The organism is Streptomyces violaceusniger Tu 4113, from assembly GCF_000147815.2.
Taxonomy (GTDB): Bacteria; Actinomycetota; Actinomycetes; order Streptomycetales; family Streptomycetaceae; genus Streptomyces; species Streptomyces violaceusniger_A.
On sequence record NC_015957.1, the window covers coordinates 5,152,841 to 5,177,323 of the forward strand.

Below are 24,483 nucleotides of genomic sequence, written 5' to 3' on the forward strand. Positions count from 1 at the left end.
GCGACTTTCTTCTCCTACCACCGGCCCGGGGAACGCACGCCACTGCGTTCCGAAGCACCAGGTATAAAGGAGGTTCTCCCATGACAGGCAAGCCACGGCACATGCATCTCTTTCTCGTCATCGGCAACGTCGGCCAGCATCATGGCGCGTGGCGCGAACCGGACAGCGGCATCGAACTGGCCGACTCGATCGATTTCCACGCCGAGGTGGCGCAGCGGGCCGAGGCCGCGAAGCTGGATGCCGTCTTCATCGCTGACCACCTTGCGATGCTGGGCCGGGAGGCGCACGCGCCGGCACAGCATCTGGAACCAGTGACCGTGCTGTCGGCCCTGAGCATGCGTACGGAATCGATCGGCCTGGTGGGTTCTGCCAGCACGACGTTCAACGAGCCCTTCAACGTAGCGCGCCAGTTCGCCTCACTGGACCACCTCAGCCGGGGCCGAGCCGGTTGGAACATCGTGACCTCGGCGTTCGGTGAGGAGAACTTCGGCTCCGACCCCCTCCCCTCGCACGCGTCCCGTTACGAACGCGCCGGGGAATTCGTGGAGGTGACCAAGGCACTGTGGCGCAGTTGGGACGCCGACGCCTTGGCGGTGGACAGGGATTCCGGCGTGTACGCCAGATCGGAACGGGTGCATCCGATCAACTTCCAGGGCGAACACCTGACGGTCTCCGGGCCACTGAACATTCCCCGGCCACCGCAAGTGCACCCCGTGCTGGTGCAGGCCGGAACGTCCGCTGATGGCATGGCCTTCGCGTCCAGGCACGCCGAGGTCGTCTTCTCGGCGCATCAGGGACTCCCCATGGCGAAGCGCTACTACGACGAGATCAAGAACGGTGCGAAGCGGCTGGGCCGCGACCCGGACTCGATCAAGGTCCTGTTCGGTCTGAGCCCCATCCTCGGTGACACCCAGAAGGACGCTGAGGAGCGGCAGCGCGCCCTGGCCGGCCTCCTCAACATCGACTATGCCAAACAACTGGTGGCTTTCCAGCTCGGCGGGATCGACCTGACCAACTACGACCTCGACGAGAAGCTGCCGCTGGACGTCCTGCCGGACCCGACGACCATCAACCGCAGGCAGGGCCGCTTCGATCTTTACCGGCAGTTGATCGAAGACGGTGAAACCCTGCGGCGCCTGACTGAGGTCGAGGCCACGGCGGCGGGGCTCCAGGTGGCCGTCGGCGATGTGGAACGCATGGCCAACGAGATGATCACCTATTTCGAGGCTGCCGCGGCCGACGGCTTCATCCTCATTCCTCCCTCGCAGCGCGTGGACGGACGCCGTCTGCTCAGCGAGGTCATACCCCTGTTGCAGGAGCGAGGGTATGCCCGCGCAACCTACCAGGGCACTACCCTGCGCGAGCATCTCGGCCTCGCCCGGCCCTGAACGCCATGGGTATCCCGGCCTCGGCCTGTTGGCTGATGAGACCTGCCGGGGGCATGGAGCTGCGCTTCGGCCCGACGGAGTTGACCACCGCTGGGTCGGCGCAGGGCCTTGGTGCTGCGGCGCGACCCTGATCTGCGGCTGGTTCAATGGACCGGTTGCTCTACCTCGGGGTCGGCGCGTACGTGATAATCTCGACTTTCTCCAGAGTCGCCATTCCTTCCTCAATCAGTTCTGACAATTGAGGAACGAAGCGGCGTATCCGGTCTTCCGCATCGACGATGACCACCAGAAGCGGCAGTGAGTGTGACAGCGAGAGCAGGCGAGAGGTGTGCACGATGCCATCCGCGCCGTAGCCTTCTATGCCGCGAAGCACAATTGCCCTGGATAATCCGGCGTTCCGAGCTCTCCGCACGATCTCGTAGTACAGGGGCCGGTGGTTCCACACGTCGTCATCCCTGGCGAAAATCGTCAGCTTGAGCCCACAGCCGGCTGATTGCATGACTTGCTCTATCCTTTGCACTACGACAGTCGACGATCCAGGCCGGCAGCCCAGACGGCAAGGCGTCCTGAGTCACGCCTCGACGGGTGAAGATCCAATCCAGTCTGGACATCCAGCGAAGTCCACGGCCTTCGTCAATTTATCAACGCCTGGTGACCACCGCAATGCCCCGGGTAACTGCATGTACCTGCCGCAGGTTTGGTAGTTGACGTCCTGTCGGTGACGATCACGCCTCGGGACATTCGAACCGGGTCACGTCTCCTTCGTGGTCCCTCGCTCGTAGGTGCGTCATGTACGCAGCCGCTGGTTTGGCTGGTGCAATACGCCAGCAGGCGCCGACGGTGCGGCAGCGTGCAGAGTCGACGTTGGTCCGGCGTGCGAAAAACGGATAGCGCCCGGTCGTAAATCGGATTGAGGAAGGCCGATCTGGCGGGATAGTGTCGCCCGCCAGCGGGGACAATTTGTCATGCCCCGGCCGTCGTAGATCTCATCCCCAACCCAGGGAGATAGCGATGACCACGAATACGCCTGCAACCGGTGTCCGTACGCTCGACCAGGACGCATTCGACCGCCACCTCAAGGAATTCTCCGAGAACGCCCCCATCCTTGAGTACTCGCAGCAGTTCCGCCGGGAAGGTTACGTCAAGCTCGCCGGTCTGGTGTCGACGGACCTGTTCGCCGAGGTCACCAGTGAAGTCAACCGCCTGCTGGACCAGCACGCCCAACGTATCGACATCGAACTCAAAGAGACCGGGAATTCGCCGCGCAAGATGCACACGGTCAGCGCGTCCGACATCGCCCGCGACTCCCAGCTCATTTCCGCGATTTACGACTCCGCGAGCATCCGCGATGTGCTGGGCCAGATCGCCCAGGCGGACGTACTGCTGTGCCCGTGGGAGGGCGAGAAGTACGTCATCATCCGTCAGGACCAGCCGGGCGACACCCATGGATGGCACTGGGGAGATTTCAGCTACACACTGATCTGGATCATCCAGGCGCCCGGCCCCGAGGTGGGCGGGATGCTGCAGTGCGTGCCGCACACCAACTGGGACAAGCAGAACCCGCGGGTGCACGAGTACCTCCAGAACCACCCGATCCGCACCTACGCCAACGCCACCGGCGACCTGTACTTCCTGCGTTCGGACACCACACTCCACCGGACGATCCCGCTCAACAAGCCGGCCACCCGCATCATCCTCAACACGTGCTGGGCCAGCGCCGCCGACGCCGATCGTCCGACGACACACGAAACCATGAACGCGATGTTCTCCTCCTGACCGTCACACGAGGGGGGATACTCCTTGAGCACCACTCCTGAACTACACAGCGGAACAGACCTCCGGGAACTGGTCATTTCCCTGCTGGCCGGGGACGAGGACGCGGCCACGGTCAACGCCCGGGCAACCGACATGGTCTACCGAGCCGAAATCCGCACTGTCGCCGAGAATTTGGCTCATGCGGCTTTCATTCGCGGCGACCGCGCAGCGCTGCACACCGCGCACTGGGTGCTGGGCGACATCTACGACCGGTGTTTCAGTCTGCCTCCCATCGATCAGGTCGACTCCCTGCTGACTGAGATCCTGGACGACATCCGCAGCGTCCTGGAAAACGCCATGATGGCGGATCTCCGTGGAAAGATGGACCAGAGCGCACTGGCCTCCGTGCCCCAGGACCCGGAAACCTTTCTGCCCTGGTACCGGAACTTCATCAGTAGTCACAACGCAAGCAATCATCCATTCTACCGAGACTTCCTGGAAGACCGGGCCTCAGCGGAGGACATCAGGTTCTACCTGGCTCAGGAGACGTCGCTGGACCCACGCTTCGACGACATCTTGTCGTTCCTGACTGTGGGCACCAACGGCTCGGAGAAGATGGAACTCGTCAGCAACCTGTGGGACGAGATGGGGAACGGGAACTCGGCCGACGTGCATACGGCGGTATTTGCGAAAACGCTCACGGACGCCGGCGTGTCGAAGGAGTTCATCGACAGCAACATCATGCTGGAGTCGCTGGTCTGCGGAAATGTCTCCGCAGCCTTGGCGCTCTCAAGGCGGCACTGCTACAAGGCATTCGGATATTTCGGTGTCACCGAGTATCTGACACCCCGCCGATTCCGGTCCTACATCGTGGGCTGCAAACGGCTGGGAATGCCGAAATCAGCCTATATCTACCACGACCAGCACATCCAGATCGACGCGCGCCACGGGCCGTCCTGGTTCAAGAACATCTTGCTCCCGTCGATTGCCCGCGAACCGCGCTGCGCCTCCGAGATCGTACTGGGCACCGTCATGCGCCTGGAGACCTCCACCGGGTATCTCGATGCGCTGCAGGCGAAACTCGAGTTGGCCAGATGAGCCTGCCGAACCGACAGGACCTGAGCGAATGCGGCTAGCCATCATCGGTGGCGGTGCATCCGCGGTGACGCTGATGGATGCCCTCGCGCGCAGCACGCCGGGGGAAAAGATCACGGTCAGCATCTTCGAACCCCGGGCCGTGCTCGGCCCCGGCCGGCCCTACCAGGAGGACGCGGACAGCGCCCTGATCAACAGACCCGCCGACTCGATGTCCGTCAGGCACACCGATCCGCTGGATTTTCGGAACTGGCTGCGGGAGGCGGGCCGCAGCGGCGAATTTCCGTCGGCCGACCCGGAAGCGCGGTTCCAGCCGAGACGGCTGTTCGGCATCTACCTGCGCCGACGCCTCGCGGCGGCCGCTGCCAAACTGGTCGTCGGCGGGGGGGCGGTGGAGATGTGCACCGCCACCGTCGAGGATGTGTACTCCGCCGCTGGCAGACTGGTCACCCTCGCCTCGACGGGCGTGGCGGAAGCGCACGACCATGTCGTGCTGTGTCTGGGCACGCCCCGGCCGGCCGACATCTACGGATTGACGGGTCGGCCCGGCTTCGTCGCCGATCCCTACCCATTGTCCGAACCGCTGCCCGCCGGGGAGCCGGTGACCGTGCTGGGCAGCAATCTGTCCGCGGTGGACATCGCGGTTGCCCTGCTGCGCCGTGGGCACACCGCACCGATCCGACTGATCTCCCGCAACGGCTTGCTGCCCAGTGTGCGCTGCCAGCCGGCTGCCATTGACCCGGCGGAGGCCGGGCAGCTGGCCGAAGCGGTGCAACTCACGCCCCCGGCGTCGCTCTGGACGACCGTCCGGAGGCTGCTGCACGGGCGGCTGGTCGCGCACGGGGGATCGGCCCATGAAATGGCCCTGGACCTGGCGGCGGGTGAGCCGGCCGCGGGCCGGCTCGCCCGCCAGCTCGGGCGGACGGACGCTGCGGACTGCTGGCGAGCGGTGCTGCTGCCTCTGCTGGATCCGGTTGGTGAACTGTTCTGGCAGCGACTTCCGTTGCGTATGAGGGAGTCGTTCCTGCGCCGCCACAACACCTCGATCGCCACTGTGCTGAACCCGATGCCACCGGCGACAGCGGCCCTGCTGCTGGAGGCGCTGCGCACCGGCGCCCTGGAAGTGCACTCGGGGATCACTGCAGTCAACGCTTCGCCGGGCGGCGGTTTCATGGTGACGGCAGCCGGGAAGAACCATCGCGCCGGTGTGCTGCTGAACGCCGCCCGGGCCACGCCTTACGACCCCGTGGAGCCGGCTGGGCGGCTGCTCGGCCGACTGGCCGCCAGGGGGTTGGCTCGTCCGCATCCATGCGGTGGCGTGTACGTCGACTTCACCACGAACCGGGTCCTGGGGCCGGCCTCCGGCCTGTACGCTCTCGGCCACCCGGCCGCAGGTGACATCTATTACGCCAACGCCGGCTCACTTCTGGGCATCAGCGCACGGGCCGAACGCATCGTGGCCCGGATCCGGCGCGGCTCGACCACTGGCACCACCACATTGGCCACGTCTTCAACGCTGACGATCGGGGGACGGCTCGATGGCTGAGTCCTGGTACACCATGCGTGACGAGGTATTCGCCGATGGACTGCGCGGCCGGGTGCCCAGGCTCCCTGCTGATCCGGCCCGGCTGGAGGAGGTGGCAAGGCAGCACTTGCCCGCCGGCCTGTGGTCGTTCGTCGCAGGTGGCGCGGGAGGCGGGCGCACTCTGGCAGCCAACCGGGCCGCCTTCGACAAGTGGGAACTCACCCCGCGCATGATGCATGCGGCTCAGCCACTGACGCTGCGCACCGAACTGCTGGGGACCAGCATGGCGGCACCGGTTCTGCTGGCTCCGATCGGCCTGGCCGGCCTGGCCCACCCCGATGGCGAGGCCGCCGCCGCAAGGGTGGCCCGGGAACTGGGACTGACCATGACTCTGTCCAACTCCTCCTCGCTGTCGTTGGAGGAGGTGGCGGGCGCCGCACCCGGAGCGGGACTGTGGTTCCAGCTGCATCCGCCGAAGGACGATGAGCTGGGCGCATCGATCGTCCGGCGGGCGGAGAAGGCGGGCTACCAGGCCATTGTGGTCACCGTCGACTCCTGGGCCCGGGGCTGGCGGCCTGCCGACCTCGACCACGGGTACGACCCGTTCCTGCGCGGGCACGGCATGGGAACGTTCCTGGCCGATCCGCTGTTCAGACGGTCGCTGCCCGCGGACTTGGCGGTCGGCAGCGAGCTGTGGCTCGCGGCCGCCGCGGCCCGGTGGCGTGCGGTCTTCGGCCACTCCGGCCTGTCCTACGAGTACTTCGACAAGCTGCGCGAGGCCACCGACCTGCCGGTCCTCATCAAGGGTGTCCTGCATCCGGACGACGCGGAGCAGGCCATCGCGCACGGCGTGTCAGGTGTTGTGGTCTCCAACCACGGTGGCCGGCAACTGGATCGCTCGAAGGCTGCACTCGACGCCCTGCCCGCCGTCGCCCGGCAGGTGGCCGGCCGGGTCCCCGTGCTGTTCGACTCCGGGACGCGCAGCGGTGCGGACGTCGCCATCGCGCTGGGTCTGGGTGCCGACGCGGTGCTGCTGGGCCGGCCGTGGCTGTACGGGCTGGCCATCGACGGTGCCGACGGAGTGCGGCACGTACTGCGCTGCGTACTGGCCGAACTGGAACTCACCATGCTGATGTCCGGCGCCGCGACGGTCGAGGATCTGCGGCACATGGTGTCCCCGGCCCCTGGCCGGGCGGATGAGCGTTGAGCCGGGTCTTCGATCAACCGAATGTGTGAAGGGGAGAACCAGATGCGATCCCAGAGCAAGGTGCTTGTCATCGGTGGCGGACCCTCCGGCTCCACCGCGGCGACGTTCCTGGCACGCAACGGTGTTGACGTGACGCTTCTGGAGCGGGACACCTTTCCGCGCTACCACGTCGGCGAGTCGCTGTCGCTGTCGGTCGTGCGCATGATGGACCTGCTCGGCGTGTCCGAGAAGCTGGACAAATTCGGCTTCCGGCACAAGGACGGCTCCTACTACGAGTGGGGTAAGGAGAAGTGGGACCTGCCGTTTACTGATGTGCCCGGCGGAAAGCACAGCTGGCAGGTCACCAGGGCCGACTTCGACAAGATCCTTCTCGATCATGCCCGGGAAGAGGGAGTGGAGGCGTTCGAGGGTCACCGGGTCCGCGACATCCGGTTCTCCGGGGACCGGGCGGTGGCGGCGCGTTGGCACAACGACGACGGACGCGAAGGTGAGATCGGGTTCGACTACGTCATCGACGCCTCCGGCCGGACCGGCCTGCTCGCCAAGCGCCACTTCGACATGCGGCGGATGCACGACGTGTTCCGCAATGTCGGTGTCTGGACGTACTGGAAGGACGCCAAGGACATCCCCGAAGGCCCGGACGGCGCGGTGACGGTGTGCAGCGTTCCGGCAGGCTGGATCTGGGTGATCCCGTTGCACAACGGGATCACGAGCATCGGCCTGGTAACCGACAAGAAGCGGTTCAGCGAGCAGTGTTCTTCCCCCGCCGATGTGGAGGCGCTGTACGACCGGGCCGTGCACGCGCATCCGCTGGTGAGGCGGACCATCGCCGACGCCGAAAAGGTGTCGAAGATACGCACGGAGACCGACTACTCCTACGTGGCGGACCGGTTCAGCGGGCCGGGCCATCTGATCTCCGGGGACGCCGCATGCTTCCTGGACCCGTTGCTGTCCACCGGCGTGCACCTGGCGACGTTCAGCGCCATGCTGGCGGCCGCCTCGGTGTCCTCGATGGTGGATGGCACGGTGGCCGAGGAGCGGGCACTGAACTTCTACGACGTGGCCTACCGGTACTCCTACGAACGGCTGCTGGTGCTGGTCTCGGTTTTCTACGACAGCTACCGCGGCAAGGACGACTACTTCTACCGCGGACAGGCCATGACCCGCGCCGAGCAGCAGCGGCTGCACATCCATGAGGCGTTCCTCAGCATCATCGCCGGCGTGGAGGACCTGTCCGACGCGACGACGGTCGACGCCTACCAAGTCATCGAAAAGAGCCTGCACGGCAGGGACCCCGGCACGACGCCGCCCACGCGCGTACACAGCCAGTCGCGGGAATGGACGATCATGCCCAACTCCCCGGCGAACGCCATCGAGGGGATGTACCTGGAGATGGAGCCCAGCGTGCGGTTGCGCGACACACAGCGTTGACGGACCGGGAGACAACGGGCAGACAAGGAGAAGGCAGTGGCCAACATCGACCGTATCGCGGCGGAACTCATGGAATCAGCCGATGACGATTCCTATCCGGTGACCCCGCGCACCGTGCCGATCCGCTACCGGGAGCGCATCCGCTACGACCACGAGGCGGCACACGCCATTCTGGACGAGGGCCTCGTGGCACACATCGCGTTCAACAGGGAGGACTACCCGGTGGTGCTCCCCGCGGTGTACGCCAGGCGGGGCGAAACCCTGTACTTCCACGGCTCGCGTGCGGGCCGGTTCGCCCAGCTCGGGGCGGAGAACGCACCGGTGTGCGTGACGGTCACCCTGCTGGACGGCCTGGTGTTCGCCCGGGCCTGGCTGATCCATTCGGCCGCCTACCGCAGTGTCATGGCACACGGCCGGCTGCGCCTGATCACCGATGACGAAGAGCGGATGCGTGCCCTGGCCACCTTGCTGGAGCACATCGCCACCGGCCGCAGCTCGGAAGCCAGGCCGCCGACGCGGCAGGAGTTCGCCAGCGTGGCCGTGGTCGCGCTGGATCTGGAGGAGGTGTCGACCAAGGTGCGCCGGGAGGAGCAGAGCAAGTACGAACCCGCGGACCTTCAGGGCGGCTGCTGGGCCGGGTACGTGCCGCTGCGCCAGGTCGCACTGGATCCCAGGTCCGCGCCGGACTTGCCGGACGACGTGGTGGTACCGCCCATCGTGGAGAAGTACAGCGGGCCCTTCCTGGTGCCGGAGGAGGCCATGGCCGCCGTTCCCAGCCCGCCGACCAAGCCGGGCGCCTAGGCGAGGGAGCTGCCGTCCGGTCCCACACGCAGCCTCGGGCGGCAGCCCTGATCGCACAGACACCGATCAGCCGCACACGGCACTCCCGAGCCCACCGAGACTTTACGGAGCACCTGCTATGGCCGACTTGATCGCAGCCCTGCACCAGTCCGCGTCCGACACCAGACTCATCGTCTACGACCGGGACGGCAACAAGCTGACCGGGCAGCGGGTGAAGCTCTCCCCGTCCGCTTCCCGGGACGGCACGCTCGAATACGATCCCGTGGAAATCTGGCGGCACACCCAGGACGCGGTCGGCATGGCCCTGTCCGAACTGGACCGTCCCAGTTCCGCGCTGGCAGCCGTCGGTATCGCGGCCCAGCGCGAGACGACCGTGGTGTGGAACAAGCGCACCGGACAGCCCTACGCTCCGGCCATAGCCGGGCCGGACCGGCGCTCCGCCGGGCAGATGGCCGATCTGACGCGGGACGGCCAGACCGAACTGATCCACAAGAAGACCGGTCTGGTGCCGGACGCGCTGTTCTCCGCCGGCAAGCTGAGCTGGCTGCTGCGACACGTTGACGGCCTGCGCGCGGACGCGGAGCGGGGCGACGCCCTGTTCGGCACCATGGATTCCTGGCTGGTGTGGAACCTGACCGGACGGCACGTCACCGATGTGACAAGCGCCAGCCGCACCATGCTGCTGAACCTGGACACCCAGGATTGGGACGACGAGCTGCTGGCCTTGCTCGGCATACCGCGAGCGATGCTGCCTGAGGTGGCGCCGTCCTCGACCCCGGACCGCTTCGGGAGCACATCGGGGTCCGGGTTGTTCGGCACGGAACTGCCCGTGTCCGGGGTGCTGGGTGAACACCAGGCAGCCCTCTTCGGCCAGCATTGCTTCCTTCCGGGTCAGGCCCGCTACGGCTTCGAGGGCAGCAGTGCGCTGCTGGTCAACACCGGGACCGCGCGGGCGGATACCGACTCCAGGGTGCTCGGTACCATCGCCTACCGGCTGGCCGATGAACCGGCGGTGTATGCGCTGGAGGGTTTCGTCCCCTACACCGGCGCCACGGTGCAGTGGCTGGTGGACGGACTGGGCATCATCCGGGGCGTCGGGGAGATCGAGGCAATGTCCCGGCGGGCCGATGACCCGGAAGGGCTCTACTTCGTACCCGCGTTCACCGGGCTCGCGCTGCCCCGGCCCGAACGCGGCGCCCGTGGGGCCATCCTCGGCATGGACACCCACCACAACCAGAACCATGTGGCCCGAGCTACTCTCCAGGCCCTCGCCTACCAGCTCCGTGACCTGATCGAGACCATGCAGGAAGGGACGGGGTACGCCCCGGCCCAGCTGCGGGTCGACGGCAACGGCGCTTGGTTTGATATGTGCATGCAAATACACGCGGACATCCTCGGCATCCAGCTCCGCCGCCCGGCGGACGTCGCCGACACCGCTGCCCTCGGCGCGGCCCACGCCGCTGGCCTGGCCGTCGGCGTGTGGGCGGACCTCGCCGAGGTGGCCGGCACCCGCCAGGAGAACCACCGCTGGTCTGCGCAGTGGATGCCCGAGGACCGGGAACGCGGTTACGCCGGCTGGCGGTCGGCCCTTGAGCGCACCGTGGGCTGGGTCGACGAGGCCACCCTGCCGCAGGGAGACTGGCTGGCCACGCTGACCGCGGCTGAGTGGCGCGCCGACGGATCACGGTGACAACGGCCCACGTGGGTCCGCTGACCGCGGCCGCACCCGTAGCCCCCCTGGGCGGTCACTCGGCGGTGCTGCTGCTCACGCAGCTCACTGTGCTGGTCGTCTCCGCGCACCTGCTGGGGCGGCTGGCCAAGCGGGTGGGCCTGCCGGCGGTGGTCGGCGAGCTTGGTGTGGGTGTGCTACTCGGGCCGAGCGTGTTCGGGCAGTTCGTCCCGCGGGCGAGTGATTGGGTCTTCCCTCAGCAGGCGGGGCAGTTCCACCTGCTGGACAGTGTCGCCCTGCTCGGCGTGCTGGTTCTGGTGGGGGTGACCGGGATCAGCCTCGACTTCACCCTGGTACGCCGACGCGGCGGGACCGTCGCCTGGATCAGCCTGCTGGGCCTGGTCATCCCGTTCGGCCTGGGAGCCGTGGTGGCGATGAAGCTGCTGCCCGGGGTGCTGCGCCCCCAACATGCGCAGCCCACGGTGTTCGCACTGTTCCTCGGAGTGGCGCTGTGCGTCAGCGCGATCCCGGTGATTGCCAAGACCCTTCTGGACATGGGGCTGATCCACCGCAACGTCGGTCAGCTCATCCTGGCCGCCGGGACGATGGACGACATCGTCGGCTGGCTGCTGCTGTCCGTGGTGTCCGCCATGGCGGCCGATGGCCTGCACACGGGTACCGTGCTCGGGCCGATCCTGCACCTGGCCGGACTCCTGCTGGTGCTGACCGTGCTGGGCCGGCCCCTGGTCCGCGGGGCGATGCGCTGGGCGCAGCGTTCCCAATCCTCGGCCGCGGTGGTGGTGACGGCGGTCGCGGTCCTCCTGATGTGTGCGACCGGCACCGCGGCGCTGGGCCTCGAACCGGTATTCGGCGCGTTTCTCGGCGGCATACTGATCGGCACCAGCAGCGCCGTCAGCCTCGGCTCGCTCGCACCGCTGAACAATGGGCTGTCCGCAACTCTCGCGCCGGTCTTCTTCGCCACTGCGGGGCTGCGCATGGACATGGGGGCGCTGGGACAACCCGCGGTGCTGGGCGGCGCGCTGCTCATCCTGGGTGTTGCGATCCTTGGCAAGTTCGCCGGCGCGCTGCTCGGCGGGCTGACCGGGCGCCTCAATCGGTGGGAGATCCTGGCGCTCGGCGCGGGCATGAACGCGCGCGGGGTCGTGCAACTCGTCGTGGCCGCGGTCGGCCTTCGGCTGGGCGTGCTGAACACCCAGTCCTACACAATTATCGTGCTCACCGCGGTGATTACCTCGGTCATGGCGCCGCCATTGCTGAGGCTTGCCATGCGACGCCTCGAAATCACCGCCCAGGAGGAATCGCGGCGCCGGGCGATGGAGCCTCTTCTGAATTGAAACTCTGAGCCTCGAGCCTGGGCATTGCGCGATGCCGCCTCACTGTTTCCGAAGGATTCTCATGGTACTTCTTCCGGTATTCCTGAGCGAATCGGCCGAAGTGGCTGAACCCCCACCGTGCCGCCACTTCACTCACCGTCTTCTTCGCGGCGCCGGTTGCAGTCAGTTCCGCTCGGACCCGCTTCAGCCGGACCTGGCGGAGGTATCCGCAGGGTGGCAGGCCGAAGCGACGGCGGAACGCCTTTTCCAGCGTGCGCACACTGACGCCGGCGGCCTGAGCGAGGTCGGCCGCGGTGTGGCCGACCTCCGGGTACTCATTGATCAGCCGCACCGCTCTCTCGACCGGGCTGACCGGTTGAGACGGCTGGTCGCGGACCAGCGCCGGGCTGTAGGTGTTCGGCTGGGTGACCAGCAGTTCCGTCATCAGGGCCCGTTCCAGCTCCGTGGCGACCAGCGGGTGGATCGGTTCCCCGGAGCTGTCGGCTTCGTTGGCCCGTTCGGCCAGGAACATCAGCGACTCGTACCAGCTCATGGCACTGCCGGAGTCGAACCGCATGAGGGGCTCGAAGACGGGCGACTCCGCCGAGGAGTTGTGCAGCAGGCTATGGACGTGGGCGGTCAGCACCGCCTGGTTCAGTTCGACGATCAGCTGCCCGCAGTCCGCGGAGCACCGGGCGCTGACAGGCTCGCTCGGTCCGAGCACCGTGCCCAGGCCAGGGGCGATGCGCATCTGCTGCGTGCCGCACAGCCAGATGTTCCCGGTCAGCGGCACCAGCACCAGGTAACCGGACCGCGCACCGGCCAGTTCGAAGCGCGCGCTGGCGCCGAGCGACAGATAGCTCAGCCGCAGTGAACCCAACTGATAACTGTGGAAGCGAATATCGGGACGTGTGGTTGCCGCGACCGATAATTCGTGCCGGCCAAGCACGGGGGTGAGCCATTCTTCGGTGGCGGCGACATCTTCGGTGTGCAGGACAGCATGGTTGGCCAACAGCGGTGCTGCGGACATCTGATCTCCCTCGCGCCAGATCATGGCGACTCGGAGCGGAATGGTGGCTTCCGGGAGGGCGGGCGACGGCCAAGGTCCTCGGCGTCATAATTTGATAATAATGACGGACCTGAAGCGGTAACGCAATGATCAATTCGAGCGCCTTTTCGGTCATTGTTGTAAGCGGAAAGGAACTGAGCATTCAGGTCTATCGACCACGCGGTCAGCGATGTGAGGGCCCGTGGTTCCGTCGAACGGACCGGGCCGAGGATGGTGAGGTAGGGGGTGAATCCATGCTTCCGAATGTCCTGTTCTCGCTGTTTTCCGTGACCGGAAAGTCCGGACAGCACAGGATCCCGCCCCCGCGTGTCAACTCCTCGATCCGGCCAAGAGCCACCGGATTGCCGTCCCCCGGTCTGCCGCGGCCGACCCGGTGCGGGTGAATCAATGAGCCCCGGCCCGCCGCGCTCACGAAAGGCCCTGATCCGTAACGAGAGAAAGGCCCCACAATGATCTTGAGGTCATGGAGTGCGCGTGCGCCCATCGGCAACACGGCCGCCTTCCTCGACACATTCAAAAGCAGCATTCTGCCGCATATGGAAGGTTTTCCGGGATATCGCGGCTGCTACCTGCTGCGCCGGGAGGAGGACGACCAGGTCCACATCCAGGTCCTCAGCCTGTGGAACTCGCCCGCGGCGGTCGAAGGGTTCGCAGGCACTGACGCGCTGACAGCAGTGGTGTCACCGGCGGTCGCGGACCTCATGACCGACTACGACACCGAGGTCAGGCACGAGACCGTGGTCCTCGACACCGTGACCGGCCACGACGAAGACCCGGCCACGCCGAAACAGGAAGACCCATCATGACTCTGCAGTCACCTGACCTCATGCACCTGTTCGTCGCGGTGACGGTACTGCTGGTCGTCGCTCACACCGCCGGCCATCTGTTCATGCTGCTGCGCCAGCCGCCGGTCATCGGCGAGATAGTCGGGGGCCTGCTGCTCGGCCCAACCGTCCTCGGTGCGTTCGCGCCTGATGCGCAAAGGTGGCTGTTCCCCTCAACGGGCCCCGCGGCCGCGGGCCTGGGCGTGCTGTACGAGGCCGGGCTGCTCCTGCTGCTGTTCCTCTCCGGCCGGGAGATGGTCGAACACCGCAGCGGCGGCCGGGGGAAATCCACCGCCGCGATGGCGGTGATCGGTATCGTCGTGCCGTTCGCGGTCGGTCTGTTCACCGCCCGGTTCCTCGACATCGCCGAACTGTCCGGGCCGCAGGGCACGCGGACGAGTGTGGGACTGGTCTTCGGCATCGGTGTGGCCGTGACCAGCATCCCGGTGATCTCCCGGATCATGCTCGACCTCGACATCCTGCGGACCGGATTCGCACGCGTGGTGCTCTCCATCGCCGTGTTCGAAGACCTGGTGCTCTACGTGATGCTGTCCGTGGTGCTCGGCCTGGCGCAGGCGAAGTCCGGTTCCTCCTACGGCCTGTGGTCGTTGTTCGACAACAACGATGCCCTGCCCAGCACGATCTACTACGTGGTGGCCAGCCTGGTCTTCTTCGCGGTGTTCCTGCCGCTGGGCCCATGGTTCTTCCGCATGCTGGCCATCGGCCCGGCAAGCTTCGTCGAAAAGCGCAGCCCCACCGGGTTCCGGCTGGTATTCATGCTGGGGATGGCCCTGACCTGCGTCGGCCTCGGCATCAACCCGGTCTTCGGTGCCCTGCTGGCCGGCGCGTCCGCCGCCGGAGCGGACATGCGGGTGACCGAGCCGGAGCAGCGGGCACCAGCGGACGGCGCGTGGGAGACACTGAAGAGGTTCTCACTCGCCTTCTTCGTCCCCCTGTACTTTGCCAACGTCGGCGTCCAGCTGGACCTGGCACACCACTTCCCGCTGCTGTTCTTTGTCGCCTTTCTGGCCATGGCCTGCCTGGTCAAGCTGGTCAGCGTCTGGGCGGCGGCCAGGCTGGCCGGGGAGGACAACAGATCCGCCCAGCACTTCGCGGTTGCCCTGAACGCGCGCGGCGGGCCGGGCATCGTGCTGGCCACGGTGACGCTCGCGGCCGGAGTGATCAACGAGGACTTCTACACGGTGCTGGCCATGCTGTCGATCGTCACCTCGCAGATCGCCGGCGTGTGGCTGCATGTCTTCCGTAAACAGGTGATCAACATGGCCCAGCAGACCACGGCGCCGCCGGCGATGGCGGCACCGGGCGGCGCGGCCCCGTCGGCGAAGCAGAGGTGAGCACCATGGCGGACTTCATCGGAGCGTTCGACCAGAGCACGACCGGCACCCGGTTCGCCATTGTCGACGCGGACGGCGTCGAGGCGGGCGCCGGCGCACGGGAACACACCCAGCTACGGCCCGCGGACAACCGGGTCGAGCACGACGCGGCGCAGATCTGGGACCACGCCCAGGGCGTCATGGCCGACGCGCTCGGCGAAGCCCGGCTGACCGCCACGGACCTGGCTGCCATCGGCATCACCAACCAGATCGAAACCACCGTGGTCTGGGACCGGCGTACCGGCGAGCCCTACCACCACGCCATCGTCTGGCAGGACACCCGTACGGACCAACTGGCTGCCGCGCTGGCCGCGGACGGCCGGGCCGAAACGATCCACCGCAAGGCCGGTCTGGTGAGCAACCCTCACTTCTCCGCCACGAAGATCCAATGGCTGCTGGAGCACGTGCCCGGGTTGCGCGCGGCCGCCGAACGGGGCGACGCCCTGTTCGGCGGCACGGACACCTGGCTGATCTGGCAGCTGACAGGCGGGGCCGCGGGCGGCCGGCATGTGACCGACGTGACGAACGCCAGTCGCACGATGCTGATGAACCTGACCACACTGGACTGGGACGAGGAACTGCTGGACTTCTTCGGCGTGCCCCGTGCCATGCTGCCCGAGATCCACTCCTCGGTCAGCCCGGACGGCTTCGGCACCACCGCACAGGACGGCGTGCCGATCAGCGGCGTGCTCGGCGGGCCGCAGGCTGCCATGTTCGGCAACGGCTGCTCGGCCACCGGCGCGGCATGGTGCAACAACACCCACCGCAACCTGGTCATGCTCAATATCGGAAGCGAACCAGTGCAGTCCGGGCACGGCCTCCACACGACGATCGCCTACCAGCTGCCGGATACACCCGCGGTCTACGCCTTGGAGGGGAACATCCCGCACACAGGCGACGCGGCGCGCTGGGTGGTGGAAGACCTCGGCTCGCTGTCCAGCCCGGAGGCGTTCGAGACGGCCGCCTCCTCGGTCACCGGAGCCGAGGGCCTGTACTTCGTGCCTGCGTTCACCGGTCTCGGCGTGCCGGACCCCGAGCCGCAGGCCCGCGGTGCGCTCATCGGCCTGGCGCCCGGGCACACCAAGGGCCACCTCGCCAGAGCGGCCTTGGAGTCGATCGGATTCCGGATGCACGAGGTGCTCGCCGCCATGACCGACGATTCCGCAGTGGCACCAGTCAGGCTGACGGTCGACGGGGCGGCCGCGGCCTCGGACGTGAGCCTGGCGGTCCAGGCCGATGTGACCGGGATACCGGTGAGCCGAGCCGCGATCGCCGAGCCGCCCACGCGGGGCGCGGCGTACGCGGCAGGTCTCGGCGTCGGGTACTGGAAGGGCACCGAGGAGCTCCCCGTACACCGGCCGCCCCAGGACCGCTGGAAACCACGCTGGAAGAGCGGGCGGCGGCGGGCCGCGCTGGCGGACTGGCGCCGGGCGGTGGACCGCACCGGTCCCCTGGCCGGGGCGGACGGTGAGGCACCCTCGTAGCATGTGGTGCCCGTGCCGGCCGGCACGGGCACCAGACGCTGCGCGTATCAGCGTCAGCCGAGGGCGTCGAGAGCGGTGAGGACGTCGGCTGGTTCGGCGCGAACGGTGAAGTCCGTGTCGACGAAGGCCCATCGGACCGTACCGGACCGGTCGATGACGTAGGTGGCGGGTATCGGCAGAACGCGCGCGTGACCGTCATTGACCCGCTCCAGGTCGAGCCCCGACCTGGCGTAGTGGGCCGCCAGCTCGTCGGGCACCTGGAAGGCGAGGCCGTACCGCCGCGCCGTGGCCGAGCCGATGTCGCTGAGCACGTCGAAGTCGAGTTCCTGCTTCTCGCTGTGGGACAGCGACTCGTCGGGTGTCTGCGGGGACACGGCCACGAGCTGGGCGCCACGGGCAGATATGTCCCCGTGGTGCTGCTGGAGGGAACGGAGCGTCATATTGCAGTAGGGGCACCAGGCACCCCGGTAGAAGGTGAGCACCAGGGGGCCGCGGGAGAGCAGGGCCTCCAGCGTGACGGTCCGGCCCGTGGCCGACGGCAGGCTGAAGTGCGGAGCTCGCGCACCGACAGCCAGCGCACGCTTCCCCTGACCGGACTCGGCCAGTTCCCGGGCCGCCCGCTCCTTGATGGCGCGGGCCCCGGCCGGATCCTGCCTCTGCTGGACTTCGCGGAACGCGCGCAACTCGTCGTTGAGGCTCATGGTTGCCCTGACCTTCCTTGACTCGACAGCGGGGGAGACCGGCAGTCGGACCGCGGTCACGGTGGCCGTACAGTATGCGCTCCAACGTAGCGTGCCCCCGCCGGCCCGGAAGCGGAGTTCCCCCGGGAAGGACTGGAGTGGAAAGCGGTAGTGAGCCGTCGACTTCGATATGCCGGAGCAGGGCGGGGCAGGGCCTGCCAGGAGCAGCCGCCGGCCAGCACGTGGATGATGGCCGCGAACAACGGCTCATCAGGCGTGTTCTGCGTAACCCCGCCCTGCGGCCGCACCCCTCGGCGCGGGGATCGGCGGCTTCGCGATCGGCGACCGGCCTCCACCCGCCAGTGCTGCGCATATCCGCAGAAATTGATAGCCTGTCACCTCCGCGTGCATAGGGAGGCGATTGCCGGTGGCAAAGGCGTATGGGCTGATGCCGCTCCTCGCGGTCCCCCCGCTCCGGCCCTCTGAGAGATCACGGCGGGAGTCTGGCATACGGTGCCGCGGCCCGGTTCTTGGGTCCGGCGATTCAATAAATGAATCCGCTTTCGCTTCCTGGGTGGCACCCCGCCGCATCGGCACCGGGGCCCCGTCGCCGTCGCGTTCGGCGTGGAGATGAACTGTTGTCAATCGGCCAATGACAATGTGAACTGCTCAATGGATCCGATGGCCGGGAAGCTGTGGGTCCTGTGCATGCACCGAAGCGAAAACCCTCCCTATCATCAGGGCCGAAGGAGAATGACGCATGGGCATTCTGGAGTCGATCCGCGGGCCGCAGGACCTGAAGAAGCTCGACGCCGGTGAGCTGGGCAGACTGGCTGCGGAAATCCGTGAATTCCTCATCAACGCCGTCTCCCGCACCGGAGGACATCTAGGGCCGAATCTGGGTGTGGTGGAGCTGACCATCGCGCTGCACCGAGTCTTCGACTCTCCCAAGGACTGCATCGTCTTCGACGTCGGCCACCAGACGTATGTACATAAGCTGCTGACAGGCCGCCAGGACTTCTCCAAGCTACGCAAGGAGGGCGGCCTCTCGGGGTATCCCAGCCGCGCCGAGTCACCGCACGACATCATCGAGAACCAACATGCCTCCGTGGCGCTCAGTTGGGCCGACGGCATCGCGAAGGCCGACCGGCTGGCCGGCCGACGCGACCGCTCCGTGGTCGCGGTGGTCGGCGACGGGGCGCTGACCGGGGGCATGACGTGGGAAGCGCTGAACAACGTCGCCGCCGACAGGAAACTTCCCCTGGTCATCGTGGTCAACGACAACGGCCACTCCTACAATCCCACCATTGGCGGACTCGCCACCCATCTGGCCGCCCTCCGTACGACGGACGGTTATGAACATTTCCTGGAGCGCACCAAGAACGCACTCGACCGCACGCCGTTCGTCGGCCGCTCGGTCTACGACGCGCTGCACGGGGCGAAGAAGGGCCTCAAGGACTTCATCGCGCCCCAGGGCCTGTTCGAGGACCTGGGTCTGAAGTACGTGGGGCCGATCGACGGCCACGACGTGGCGGCCGTGGAGAACGCGTTGCGTCGCGCTCAGGGCTTCGGTGGCCCGGTGATCGTTCACTGCATCACCGAGAAGGGACGTGGTTACAGCTTCGCCGAGGAGTCCGACGAGCGCTTCCACCAGGTGAAGGTGATCGACCCCGACACCGGGAAGCCGGTCTCCGTCTCGGGCAAAGACTGGACCACCGTCTTCGGCGAGGAGATGGTGCGGCTTGGCACTGAGCGCAAGGACATCGTGGCGATCACCGCCGCGATGCGGCGCTCCACAGGGCTCGCGCCGTTCGCCGAACGGTTCCCTGACCGGTTCTTCGACGTCGGTATCGCCGAACAGCACGCGGCGGCCTCCGCGGCCGGGCTGGCCACGGCCGGACTGCACCCGGTGGTCTCGGTGTACGCGACCTTCATGAACCGGTGCTTCGACCAGCTTTTGATGGACGTGGCCCTGCATCACTGCGGGGTGACCTTCATACTGGACCGCGCGGGCATCACCGGTGACGACGGGGCCTCGCACAACGGCATGTGGGACATGGCCGTCCTGCAGGTGGTGCCGGGACTGCGGATCGCCGCGCCGCGTGACGCCGATCAGCTGCGGAACCAGATGCGCGAGGCCGTCGAGGTGGATGACGCGCCCACGGTCGTGCGCTACTCCAAGGGCACGGTCGGTCCCGAGGTGGCCGCCGTCGGCACGGTAGGGGGCATGGACGTCCTCAGGGGCTGTGCGGAGGATGAGGCCGACGTGCTCATCGTCTCCGTCGGAGCGCTCGCTCCCATGTGTCTTGAGATCGCCGATCGGCTGGCCGAACAGGGCATCAGCACCACCGTGCTGGACCCGCGGTGGGTCAAACCGGTAAACGAGGCACTCCCTGCCGTCGCCCGCCGGCACCGGCTCGTGGTGACCGTCGAGGACGGGGTGCGGGCCGGGGGCGTCGGCGCCGCCATCGCGCAGTCGCTGCGGGACGCCGAAGTAGACGTCCCACTCCGTGACTTCGGCATCCCCGTCGAGTTCCTCGACCACGCCGAGCGCAGCCGGGTGCTGGCACGCGTCGGCCTGACCGCGGCGGACATCGCTCGCCGGGTCTCGGGCGTCTTCGCCGGTCTGGGGCGGGACGAGATGGTGTTTCCGGGCTGAGCCGCGGGGCGGCGCACACCCGGCGCCGGTCTCCGGACCCCGAGCGGATCCGGAGACCGACGTTTCCCCCGAGGAACATTGCCCCAGATGGTTGCCCTCCTGCGACGACGTCGCACAGGTGCCGCTTCACCGGCCGCAACCGCATCTGGGGCGTGTGACCTCGCTGTCTGTGATGTGCCGGTACCAAACCCGGTAGTGCACACAGGGACTTTCAGTCACGAAATAGCCAGCCCAGTTCCGGTTCACATGCGCAACCTTCGAGCGAACAGCTCACAATATGCGTCACGATGTCTTTCACACCCTCCGTGCGCTCGCACTCGATGCCTGTGAGGAACGCGAGCTCGGCATGGCTTGCGACGTTGACCAACGCCATCACGTTGTAGCTCCCGCGCACAGCCTGGACGTAATTGACGTGGACACTGGTTTCGACTCTCCGGGCCACGGCGCCTATAGCACTCTCGTCTCGCACGCTGATCAAGACGACTGCGTGAATCACGGGGGCCCCTTAACGTGCACCCTGCCTGCGGGTGTCTATGAGGACAGAGGATCTCGGGCGCGCACATCCCTTCAAGCCGGACCAGGGCACATCGGACCTCGACGAGGGCTCGATGAGGGCTCGGGTTCAATTCCTGCCGCTTCACGGTACCGGTGTTGATTCCTTCGCGCAGCGTCCGCGGCGTCAGGACCCTCTATCGCGATCACCGGAACGCCGTCCCGTCCGGCAGGCGTCCGAAGTGTTGGCCCGTTGTGCAGAAGTGACGTTACCCCGAGATCTTCGTGCAGGCAGCGGCGGTTGCAGAAGGTCTCGATGAAGGCGCAGACCTCGGCTCGGGCGGCCGCCCGGCGGGGCCATATACGGGTGCTTTCTCTTCTTTGAGCAGGGCCCAGGAACTGGCGCGGCGCATTGTTGAAACATGATCCGGCACGACCGCGGCTCTGCCGCAGACCGAAATAGCTTATCGCCCGCCGGAGCTCAGACCTGTATTCGACGAATTCAACTGGTCCTTGCTGTACTGATCACGGAGGTGTTGCGCGGGAAGGCCGGTATTGGATGACAAAATCGACGGCGCGTCCGGCGCTGCGGTCGGGGGCCTGCGGACCGGACGGTCCGGGGCTGCTCGGAGGGGGACCTCACCAGCGGCACCGGCCGGTCCGCGATCGGCACGTTCGTGGAGCAGACGGCGCGTTCACATGCCGGCACCTGCCGTCATGCTGCCGCACCTGCCGTCGAAGGACGGCCATGGCCTCGACCGGGCAGGTGAAGAACGACCCGGCCTCTGCCGGCACACCAGCTTGCGTTCCTGCCGCTCGGCCGTGGCGGGTTCCCCGGGGCGGCCCTCACCGTGGTCGGTTCAGACTCGCTCGAATCTTTGCAGGCCGGGGGAGTACTTGTAGCCCATGATGAGCACATCGCGCACTGCGGGGCGGCCGGCGTCCTGCGGCCTGATCGGTCGGACCGCGTGCAGGACCTGCTGGTCCGCCCAGTACATGGTGTCCATCTGCTCTGTCAGACAGAACTCGGTGAGGAGCGCCTTGTCCTGACTGTAGACCTGGGACTCGCCGCCTGTGGTGTTGAGCCGTCCCATCAGGTGGACCGCGCCGTAGTTGACTTCGTCGCGGTGCGGCCCCTCCGGTGTCGGCTGACCGATCTCGCCGGGGGTGCCGATGATCCGGAACTGGTGGCACTGGACGTCCCAAGGCTCGTCCAGCCGGCCGTCCTCCACCGGGAAGCGGGCGAAGTTGCTGCGCAGCAGCCGGGTCAGCAGCGGGTTGTGCAGGGTGGACCGGCTCAGCGGAGCCACATCACGCCGGATGCCTCCGGCATAGTCGTTGGCGCTCTCGGACTGGAAATACGGCTGGTGAGGGCGCAGCCGGATCTCTCCGGTGCGTGGCAGAAAAAAGAGACGGTCGTAAGCCCGCTCGCGGAAACGGGAGCCGTTCTGCAGGTATCGGTCGGTCTCCAGGTGCTCCCACTCGTGCGCCAGTTCCTTCACCCGTGGACGCAATTCCGGGTCGATGGGGAACTGCCTGGCCGGCACCAACGCGTACCCGTTGGTGCGTAGTTCTTCCCGGGCGTCGCTGTGCAGCATGTCCGGCTCCTCCAGGAAGGGTCTTGGGCACACTCCCGCGTATGCGTATGAGGCTCCCATGAACGGACTGGCGCGGGCACCTGAGATACGGATACGGGAAGCAACCGCGGTCCGGGCCTCAGTCTTTTGCGGCCGCCACAGGCCAGACCAGCACAACGCGCACCACCGACGCTGAATCGGCCGTCCACCCCGGGACCGTCAACGGAATGCAGGCCCCCACATGCCTTGAGCCAAGGGGGCACGCCTCCCCGGCGACGGCCCGTCAGCGATCTGCGGGTGAGGTCGCCCGGGGCCTTGGGCCGTCTCTTCCGAGGGGCACGTAGTACAGCAGCGCCGCAGTGAGCAACGATACGAGCATGACGGCACCGCAGAGAGTGGCGAAAGCCTCGGTGTACCCCTTGGCCGACGTCGCGCCGACCGCCCGCGCCTGATCGTAGGCCGCCAGGAACGGCAGCATCAGCACCGCCGTGCCCAGAGCGTTGCCGAGCCGTTGCATCGCGGTCAGAATCCCGGAGGCGCCCCCGATGTGCTGTTCGCCGACGCCATCGAGCACGGCGTTCAAGCTTGGAGTCACAAAAAGCCCCTGTGCAATGCCGATGACCGCCATGCATGGCAGCAGGGAGTCGGGCAGACCGGCTGGCGCAGCGAGACAGACCCAGAGCACGACACCGCTGCCGATGCCGTGCAGTACAGCTCCTGCGGTGAGTACCGCGCGTGCTCCGACCCGGCGGATGACCCGGCCCGCGATGAACGAACTGACCGCGACCGCCGTCGCGAGCGGGGCGAAAGCGAGCCCGGCATGCAGGGGGGAGTCGCCATAACCGTCCTGGAGCAGGATCGTGTAGCCGAGATACAGCGGCGTCATGGTGGTGGAAAACAGCAGCACCACCGTGGCACCGCCGGTGAAGGCGCGGCTGGCCAACAGTTCGGCATTCAGCAGGGTCGCTGTGCCGCTTCTTGTCCGGCGGATCTGGACGGCTGCGAACACCGTGAGCGCCACCACCGCGACCAGCAACATTCCCACCAGCCACCCGGGCCATCCGAGTTGCTGCCCCTCGATCAGGGGAACAAACAAAAGGATCAACGCCACCACACCGAACAGGGTGCCGCCCCAGTCGATGTCGTCGGCGAGGGGAGACCGGGATTCGGGTACCGCGCGCCGGATGAGCAGCAGCGCGGCAATGCCGATCGGCACATTGATCAAGAACACTGGACGCCAGCTCAGCCCCAGCAAGTCGGCCTGCGTCACGGCGCCGCCCAGGATCTGCCCGAACACGCTCGCCAGAGCCTGTACCGCGCCCATCAGCCCGAACGCCCGGGCTCGTTGCCGCGGGTCCACGAAGGACGTCCGGATGATCGCCAGCACCTGCGGGGACAGCATGGCGGCGGCAGTGCCCTGCGCCAGCCGAGCGGCGATCAGCTCTCCAGCACTGTCGGCCAGGCCGCACGCCAGCGAGGCCGCGGTGAACCCGGCCAGACCCACGACGAACATCCGCCGCCTACCGTAGATGTCCCCCAGGCGTCCACCGGTGATCAGCCCGACCGCGTAGGTCAGCGTGTAACCGGCGATCACGAACTCGGTGTCTGCGGTATCCGCATGCAGATCCGCCTGAATGCTCGGCGCCGCCACATTGACGATGAATGTATCCATCATGGCGACGAACGCACCGGTCAGAATGATGCCGAGGCCGAGCCGCGAACATGCTGAATCGGTCTGCGCGGTGTCGGCCACCACGACGCGACGTGCTCCCAGTGAGATCACCGCCATGCGTTGTCGAATGTCGCCTCGAGTCTGCCCGGTCCGGGTGGCGACGGGGAGACTCTCGGCCGAACCCGCCACGGGGGCCCGTTGGCGATGACCGGCAGCGCGCTGACGGAGTGCGCGAGGGCCATCTCGATGGCCGTGATGCCGACCAACGGCAGAACCCCGATCCGGCCGACTGCGCCGAGCAGGTGAAACTGCCCGGCGCCCCGGGGCAGGAGGATGGCGAGGCGGCCGCACAGTACGGCGAGCAGTACTGGCAGTCCGGCTTGGAGCCGGAACACGCACAGTCGGTGAGCCGGCAGCGGTGGGGCTG

20 protein-coding genes and 1 pseudogene are annotated in these 24,483 nt (G+C 67.2%); 13 read left to right on the plus strand and 8 right to left on the minus strand.

All coding sequences use genetic code 11. The features are described 5' to 3' along the window. Positions 1 to 80: 80 nt before the first annotated feature. Positions 81 to 1,388, plus strand: coding sequence for an NtaA/DmoA family FMN-dependent monooxygenase (locus STRVI_RS21330; protein ID WP_014057725.1), 1,308 nt, complete (start codon positions 81 to 83; stop codon positions 1,386 to 1,388). Positions 1,389 to 1,548: 160 nt separating this feature from the next. On the opposite strand, the gene STRVI_RS21335 is transcribed toward STRVI_RS21330, so the two are convergent. Continuing rightward, positions 1,549 to 1,887 (minus strand): DUF190 domain-containing protein, encoded by a 339-nt coding sequence (locus STRVI_RS21335; protein ID WP_014057726.1) that lies wholly within the window; start codon positions 1,885 to 1,887, stop codon positions 1,549 to 1,551. A 512-nt stretch (positions 1,888 to 2,399) separates the two neighbouring features. Here STRVI_RS21335 and STRVI_RS21340 point away from each other — a divergent pair. The 8 genes from STRVI_RS21340 to STRVI_RS21375 all read left to right on the plus strand — a co-directional run bounded on the left by STRVI_RS21340 (position 2,400) and on the right by STRVI_RS21375 (position 12,226). Then, positions 2,400 to 3,164 (plus strand): HalD/BesD family halogenase, encoded by a 765-nt coding sequence (locus tag STRVI_RS21340; RefSeq protein WP_014057727.1) that lies wholly within the window; start codon positions 2,400 to 2,402, stop codon positions 3,162 to 3,164. A 24-nt stretch (positions 3,165 to 3,188) separates the two neighbouring features. Continuing rightward, positions 3,189 to 4,241 (plus strand): iron-containing redox enzyme family protein, encoded by a 1,053-nt coding sequence (locus STRVI_RS21345; RefSeq protein ID WP_014057728.1) that lies wholly within the window; start codon positions 3,189 to 3,191, stop codon positions 4,239 to 4,241. 28 nt (positions 4,242 to 4,269) lie between these two features. Further along, entirely contained in the window at positions 4,270 to 5,784 is a 1,515-nt protein-coding gene (locus tag STRVI_RS46455) for an FAD/NAD(P)-binding protein (RefSeq protein ID WP_014057729.1), read from the plus strand. Beyond that, positions 5,777 to 6,970, plus strand: coding sequence for an alpha-hydroxy-acid oxidizing protein (locus STRVI_RS21355; protein WP_014057730.1), 1,194 nt, complete (start codon positions 5,777 to 5,779; stop codon positions 6,968 to 6,970). Before STRVI_RS46455 ends, STRVI_RS21355 begins: the two co-directional genes overlap by 8 nt. Positions 6,971 to 7,012: 42 nt before the next feature. After that, entirely contained in the window at positions 7,013 to 8,401 is a 1,389-nt protein-coding gene (locus STRVI_RS21360) for an NAD(P)/FAD-dependent oxidoreductase (protein ID WP_014057731.1), read from the plus strand. A 36-nt stretch (positions 8,402 to 8,437) separates the two neighbouring features. Beyond that, on the plus strand, positions 8,438 to 9,202 hold the full coding sequence (locus tag STRVI_RS21365) for a pyridoxamine 5'-phosphate oxidase family protein (protein WP_014057732.1): 765 nt from the start codon (positions 8,438 to 8,440) through the stop codon (positions 9,200 to 9,202). Positions 9,203 to 9,320: 118 nt separating this feature from the next. Further along, entirely contained in the window at positions 9,321 to 10,892 is a 1,572-nt protein-coding gene (locus STRVI_RS21370; RefSeq protein WP_014057733.1) for an FGGY family carbohydrate kinase, read from the plus strand. A gap of 11 nt (positions 10,893 to 10,903) precedes the next feature. Next, positions 10,904 to 12,226 (plus strand): cation:proton antiporter, encoded by a 1,323-nt coding sequence (locus STRVI_RS21375; protein WP_106685926.1) that lies wholly within the window; start codon positions 10,904 to 10,906, stop codon positions 12,224 to 12,226. Here STRVI_RS21375 and STRVI_RS21380 read toward each other — a convergent pair. Then, the gene (locus tag STRVI_RS21380) at positions 12,174 to 13,235 is read right to left on the minus strand and encodes an AraC family transcriptional regulator (protein ID WP_014057735.1); all 1,062 of its coding nucleotides are present in this window, start codon (positions 13,233 to 13,235) and stop codon (positions 12,174 to 12,176) included. The genes STRVI_RS21375 and STRVI_RS21380 overlap by 53 nt on opposite strands. Before the next feature lie 488 nt (positions 13,236 to 13,723). On the opposite strand from STRVI_RS21380, the gene STRVI_RS21385 reads away from it, so the two are divergent. From STRVI_RS21385 to STRVI_RS21395, 3 genes are read left to right on the plus strand one after another with little or no spacing between them, the layout of a single operon-like run. Then, entirely contained in the window at positions 13,724 to 14,080 is a 357-nt protein-coding gene (locus tag STRVI_RS21385) for an antibiotic biosynthesis monooxygenase family protein (protein ID WP_014057736.1), read from the plus strand. Next, positions 14,077 to 15,453 (plus strand): cation:proton antiporter, encoded by a 1,377-nt coding sequence (locus STRVI_RS21390; protein WP_014057737.1) that lies wholly within the window; start codon positions 14,077 to 14,079, stop codon positions 15,451 to 15,453. Before STRVI_RS21385 ends, STRVI_RS21390 begins: the two co-directional genes overlap by 4 nt. 5 nt (positions 15,454 to 15,458) lie before the next feature. Then, a complete protein-coding gene (locus tag STRVI_RS21395; protein ID WP_014057738.1) occupies positions 15,459 to 16,976 on the plus strand; it encodes an FGGY family carbohydrate kinase in 1,518 nt (505 codons plus the stop codon). 53 nt (positions 16,977 to 17,029) lie between these two features. Here the strand turns inward: STRVI_RS21395 and STRVI_RS21400 are convergent, their stop codons facing one another. Further along, a complete protein-coding gene (locus STRVI_RS21400; RefSeq protein ID WP_014057739.1) occupies positions 17,030 to 17,677 on the minus strand; it encodes a peroxiredoxin-like family protein in 648 nt (215 codons plus the stop codon). Between the two features lie 120 nt (positions 17,678 to 17,797). Beyond that, positions 17,798 to 18,037 (minus strand): annotated as a pseudogene (locus STRVI_RS53535) (transposase); the annotation flags it as partial. 379 nt (positions 18,038 to 18,416) lie between these two features. On the opposite strand from STRVI_RS53535, the gene dxs reads away from it, so the two are divergent. Next, entirely contained in the window at positions 18,417 to 20,315 is a 1,899-nt protein-coding gene (dxs, locus tag STRVI_RS21405; protein WP_014057740.1) for a 1-deoxy-D-xylulose-5-phosphate synthase, read from the plus strand. 211 nt (positions 20,316 to 20,526) lie between these two features. Here dxs and STRVI_RS52120 read toward each other — a convergent pair whose 3' ends face one another. The 4 genes from STRVI_RS52120 to STRVI_RS21420 form a co-directional block, all read right to left on the minus strand. After that, positions 20,527 to 20,811 carry an Lrp/AsnC ligand binding domain-containing protein gene (locus STRVI_RS52120; RefSeq protein WP_014057741.1) on the minus strand — a complete coding sequence of 95 codons (285 nt, stop codon included), beginning with the start codon at positions 20,809 to 20,811 and terminating at the stop codon, positions 20,527 to 20,529. 856 nt (positions 20,812 to 21,667) lie between these two features. Further along, a complete protein-coding gene (locus tag STRVI_RS21410; RefSeq protein ID WP_014057742.1) occupies positions 21,668 to 22,405 on the minus strand; it encodes a 2OG-Fe dioxygenase family protein in 738 nt (245 codons plus the stop codon). A 262-nt stretch (positions 22,406 to 22,667) separates the two neighbouring features. Beyond that, on the minus strand, positions 22,668 to 24,173 hold the full coding sequence (locus STRVI_RS21415) for an MFS transporter (RefSeq protein ID WP_050993718.1): 1,506 nt from the start codon (positions 24,171 to 24,173) through the stop codon (positions 22,668 to 22,670). Further along, positions 24,164 to 24,451 carry a hypothetical protein gene (locus tag STRVI_RS21420; protein WP_043236271.1) on the minus strand — a complete coding sequence of 96 codons (288 nt, stop codon included), beginning with the start codon at positions 24,449 to 24,451 and terminating at the stop codon, positions 24,164 to 24,166. The genes STRVI_RS21415 and STRVI_RS21420 overlap by 10 nt, the downstream gene beginning before the upstream one ends. Between the last annotated feature and the right edge of the window lie 32 nt (positions 24,452 to 24,483).

Excerpts from the sequence above, each read along its gene's own strand:
- STRVI_RS46455 (WP_014057729.1), top strand. The coding sequence starts at position 4,270 with ATGCGGCTAGCCATCATCGGTGGCGGTGCATCCGCGGTGACGCTGATG.
- STRVI_RS21330 (WP_014057725.1), top strand. The coding sequence starts at position 81 with ATGACAGGCAAGCCACGGCACATGCATCTCTTTCTCGTCATCGGCAAC.
- STRVI_RS21400 (WP_014057739.1), bottom strand. The coding sequence starts at position 17,677 with ATGAGCCTCAACGACGAGTTGCGCGCGTTCCGCGAAGTCCAGCAGAGG.
- STRVI_RS21390 (WP_014057737.1), top strand. The coding sequence starts at position 14,077 with ATGACTCTGCAGTCACCTGACCTCATGCACCTGTTCGTCGCGGTGACG.
- STRVI_RS21370 (WP_014057733.1), top strand. The coding sequence starts at position 9,321 with ATGGCCGACTTGATCGCAGCCCTGCACCAGTCCGCGTCCGACACCAGA.
- STRVI_RS21395 (WP_014057738.1), top strand. The coding sequence starts at position 15,459 with ATGGCGGACTTCATCGGAGCGTTCGACCAGAGCACGACCGGCACCCGG.
- STRVI_RS21355 (WP_014057730.1), top strand. The coding sequence starts at position 5,777 with ATGGCTGAGTCCTGGTACACCATGCGTGACGAGGTATTCGCCGATGGA.
- STRVI_RS21385 (WP_014057736.1), top strand. The coding sequence starts at position 13,724 with ATGATCTTGAGGTCATGGAGTGCGCGTGCGCCCATCGGCAACACGGCC.
- STRVI_RS21380 (WP_014057735.1), bottom strand. The coding sequence starts at position 13,235 with ATGTCCGCAGCACCGCTGTTGGCCAACCATGCTGTCCTGCACACCGAA.
- STRVI_RS21360 (WP_014057731.1), top strand. The coding sequence starts at position 7,013 with ATGCGATCCCAGAGCAAGGTGCTTGTCATCGGTGGCGGACCCTCCGGC.
- STRVI_RS21340 (WP_014057727.1), top strand. The coding sequence starts at position 2,400 with ATGACCACGAATACGCCTGCAACCGGTGTCCGTACGCTCGACCAGGAC.
- dxs (WP_014057740.1), top strand. The coding sequence starts at position 18,417 with ATGGGCATTCTGGAGTCGATCCGCGGGCCGCAGGACCTGAAGAAGCTC.
- STRVI_RS21335 (WP_014057726.1), bottom strand. The coding sequence starts at position 1,887 with ATGCAATCAGCCGGCTGTGGGCTCAAGCTGACGATTTTCGCCAGGGAT.
- STRVI_RS21415 (WP_050993718.1), bottom strand. The coding sequence starts at position 24,173 with ATGGCGGTGATCTCACTGGGAGCACGTCGCGTCGTGGTGGCCGACACC.
- STRVI_RS21410 (WP_014057742.1), bottom strand. The coding sequence starts at position 22,405 with ATGCTGCACAGCGACGCCCGGGAAGAACTACGCACCAACGGGTACGCG.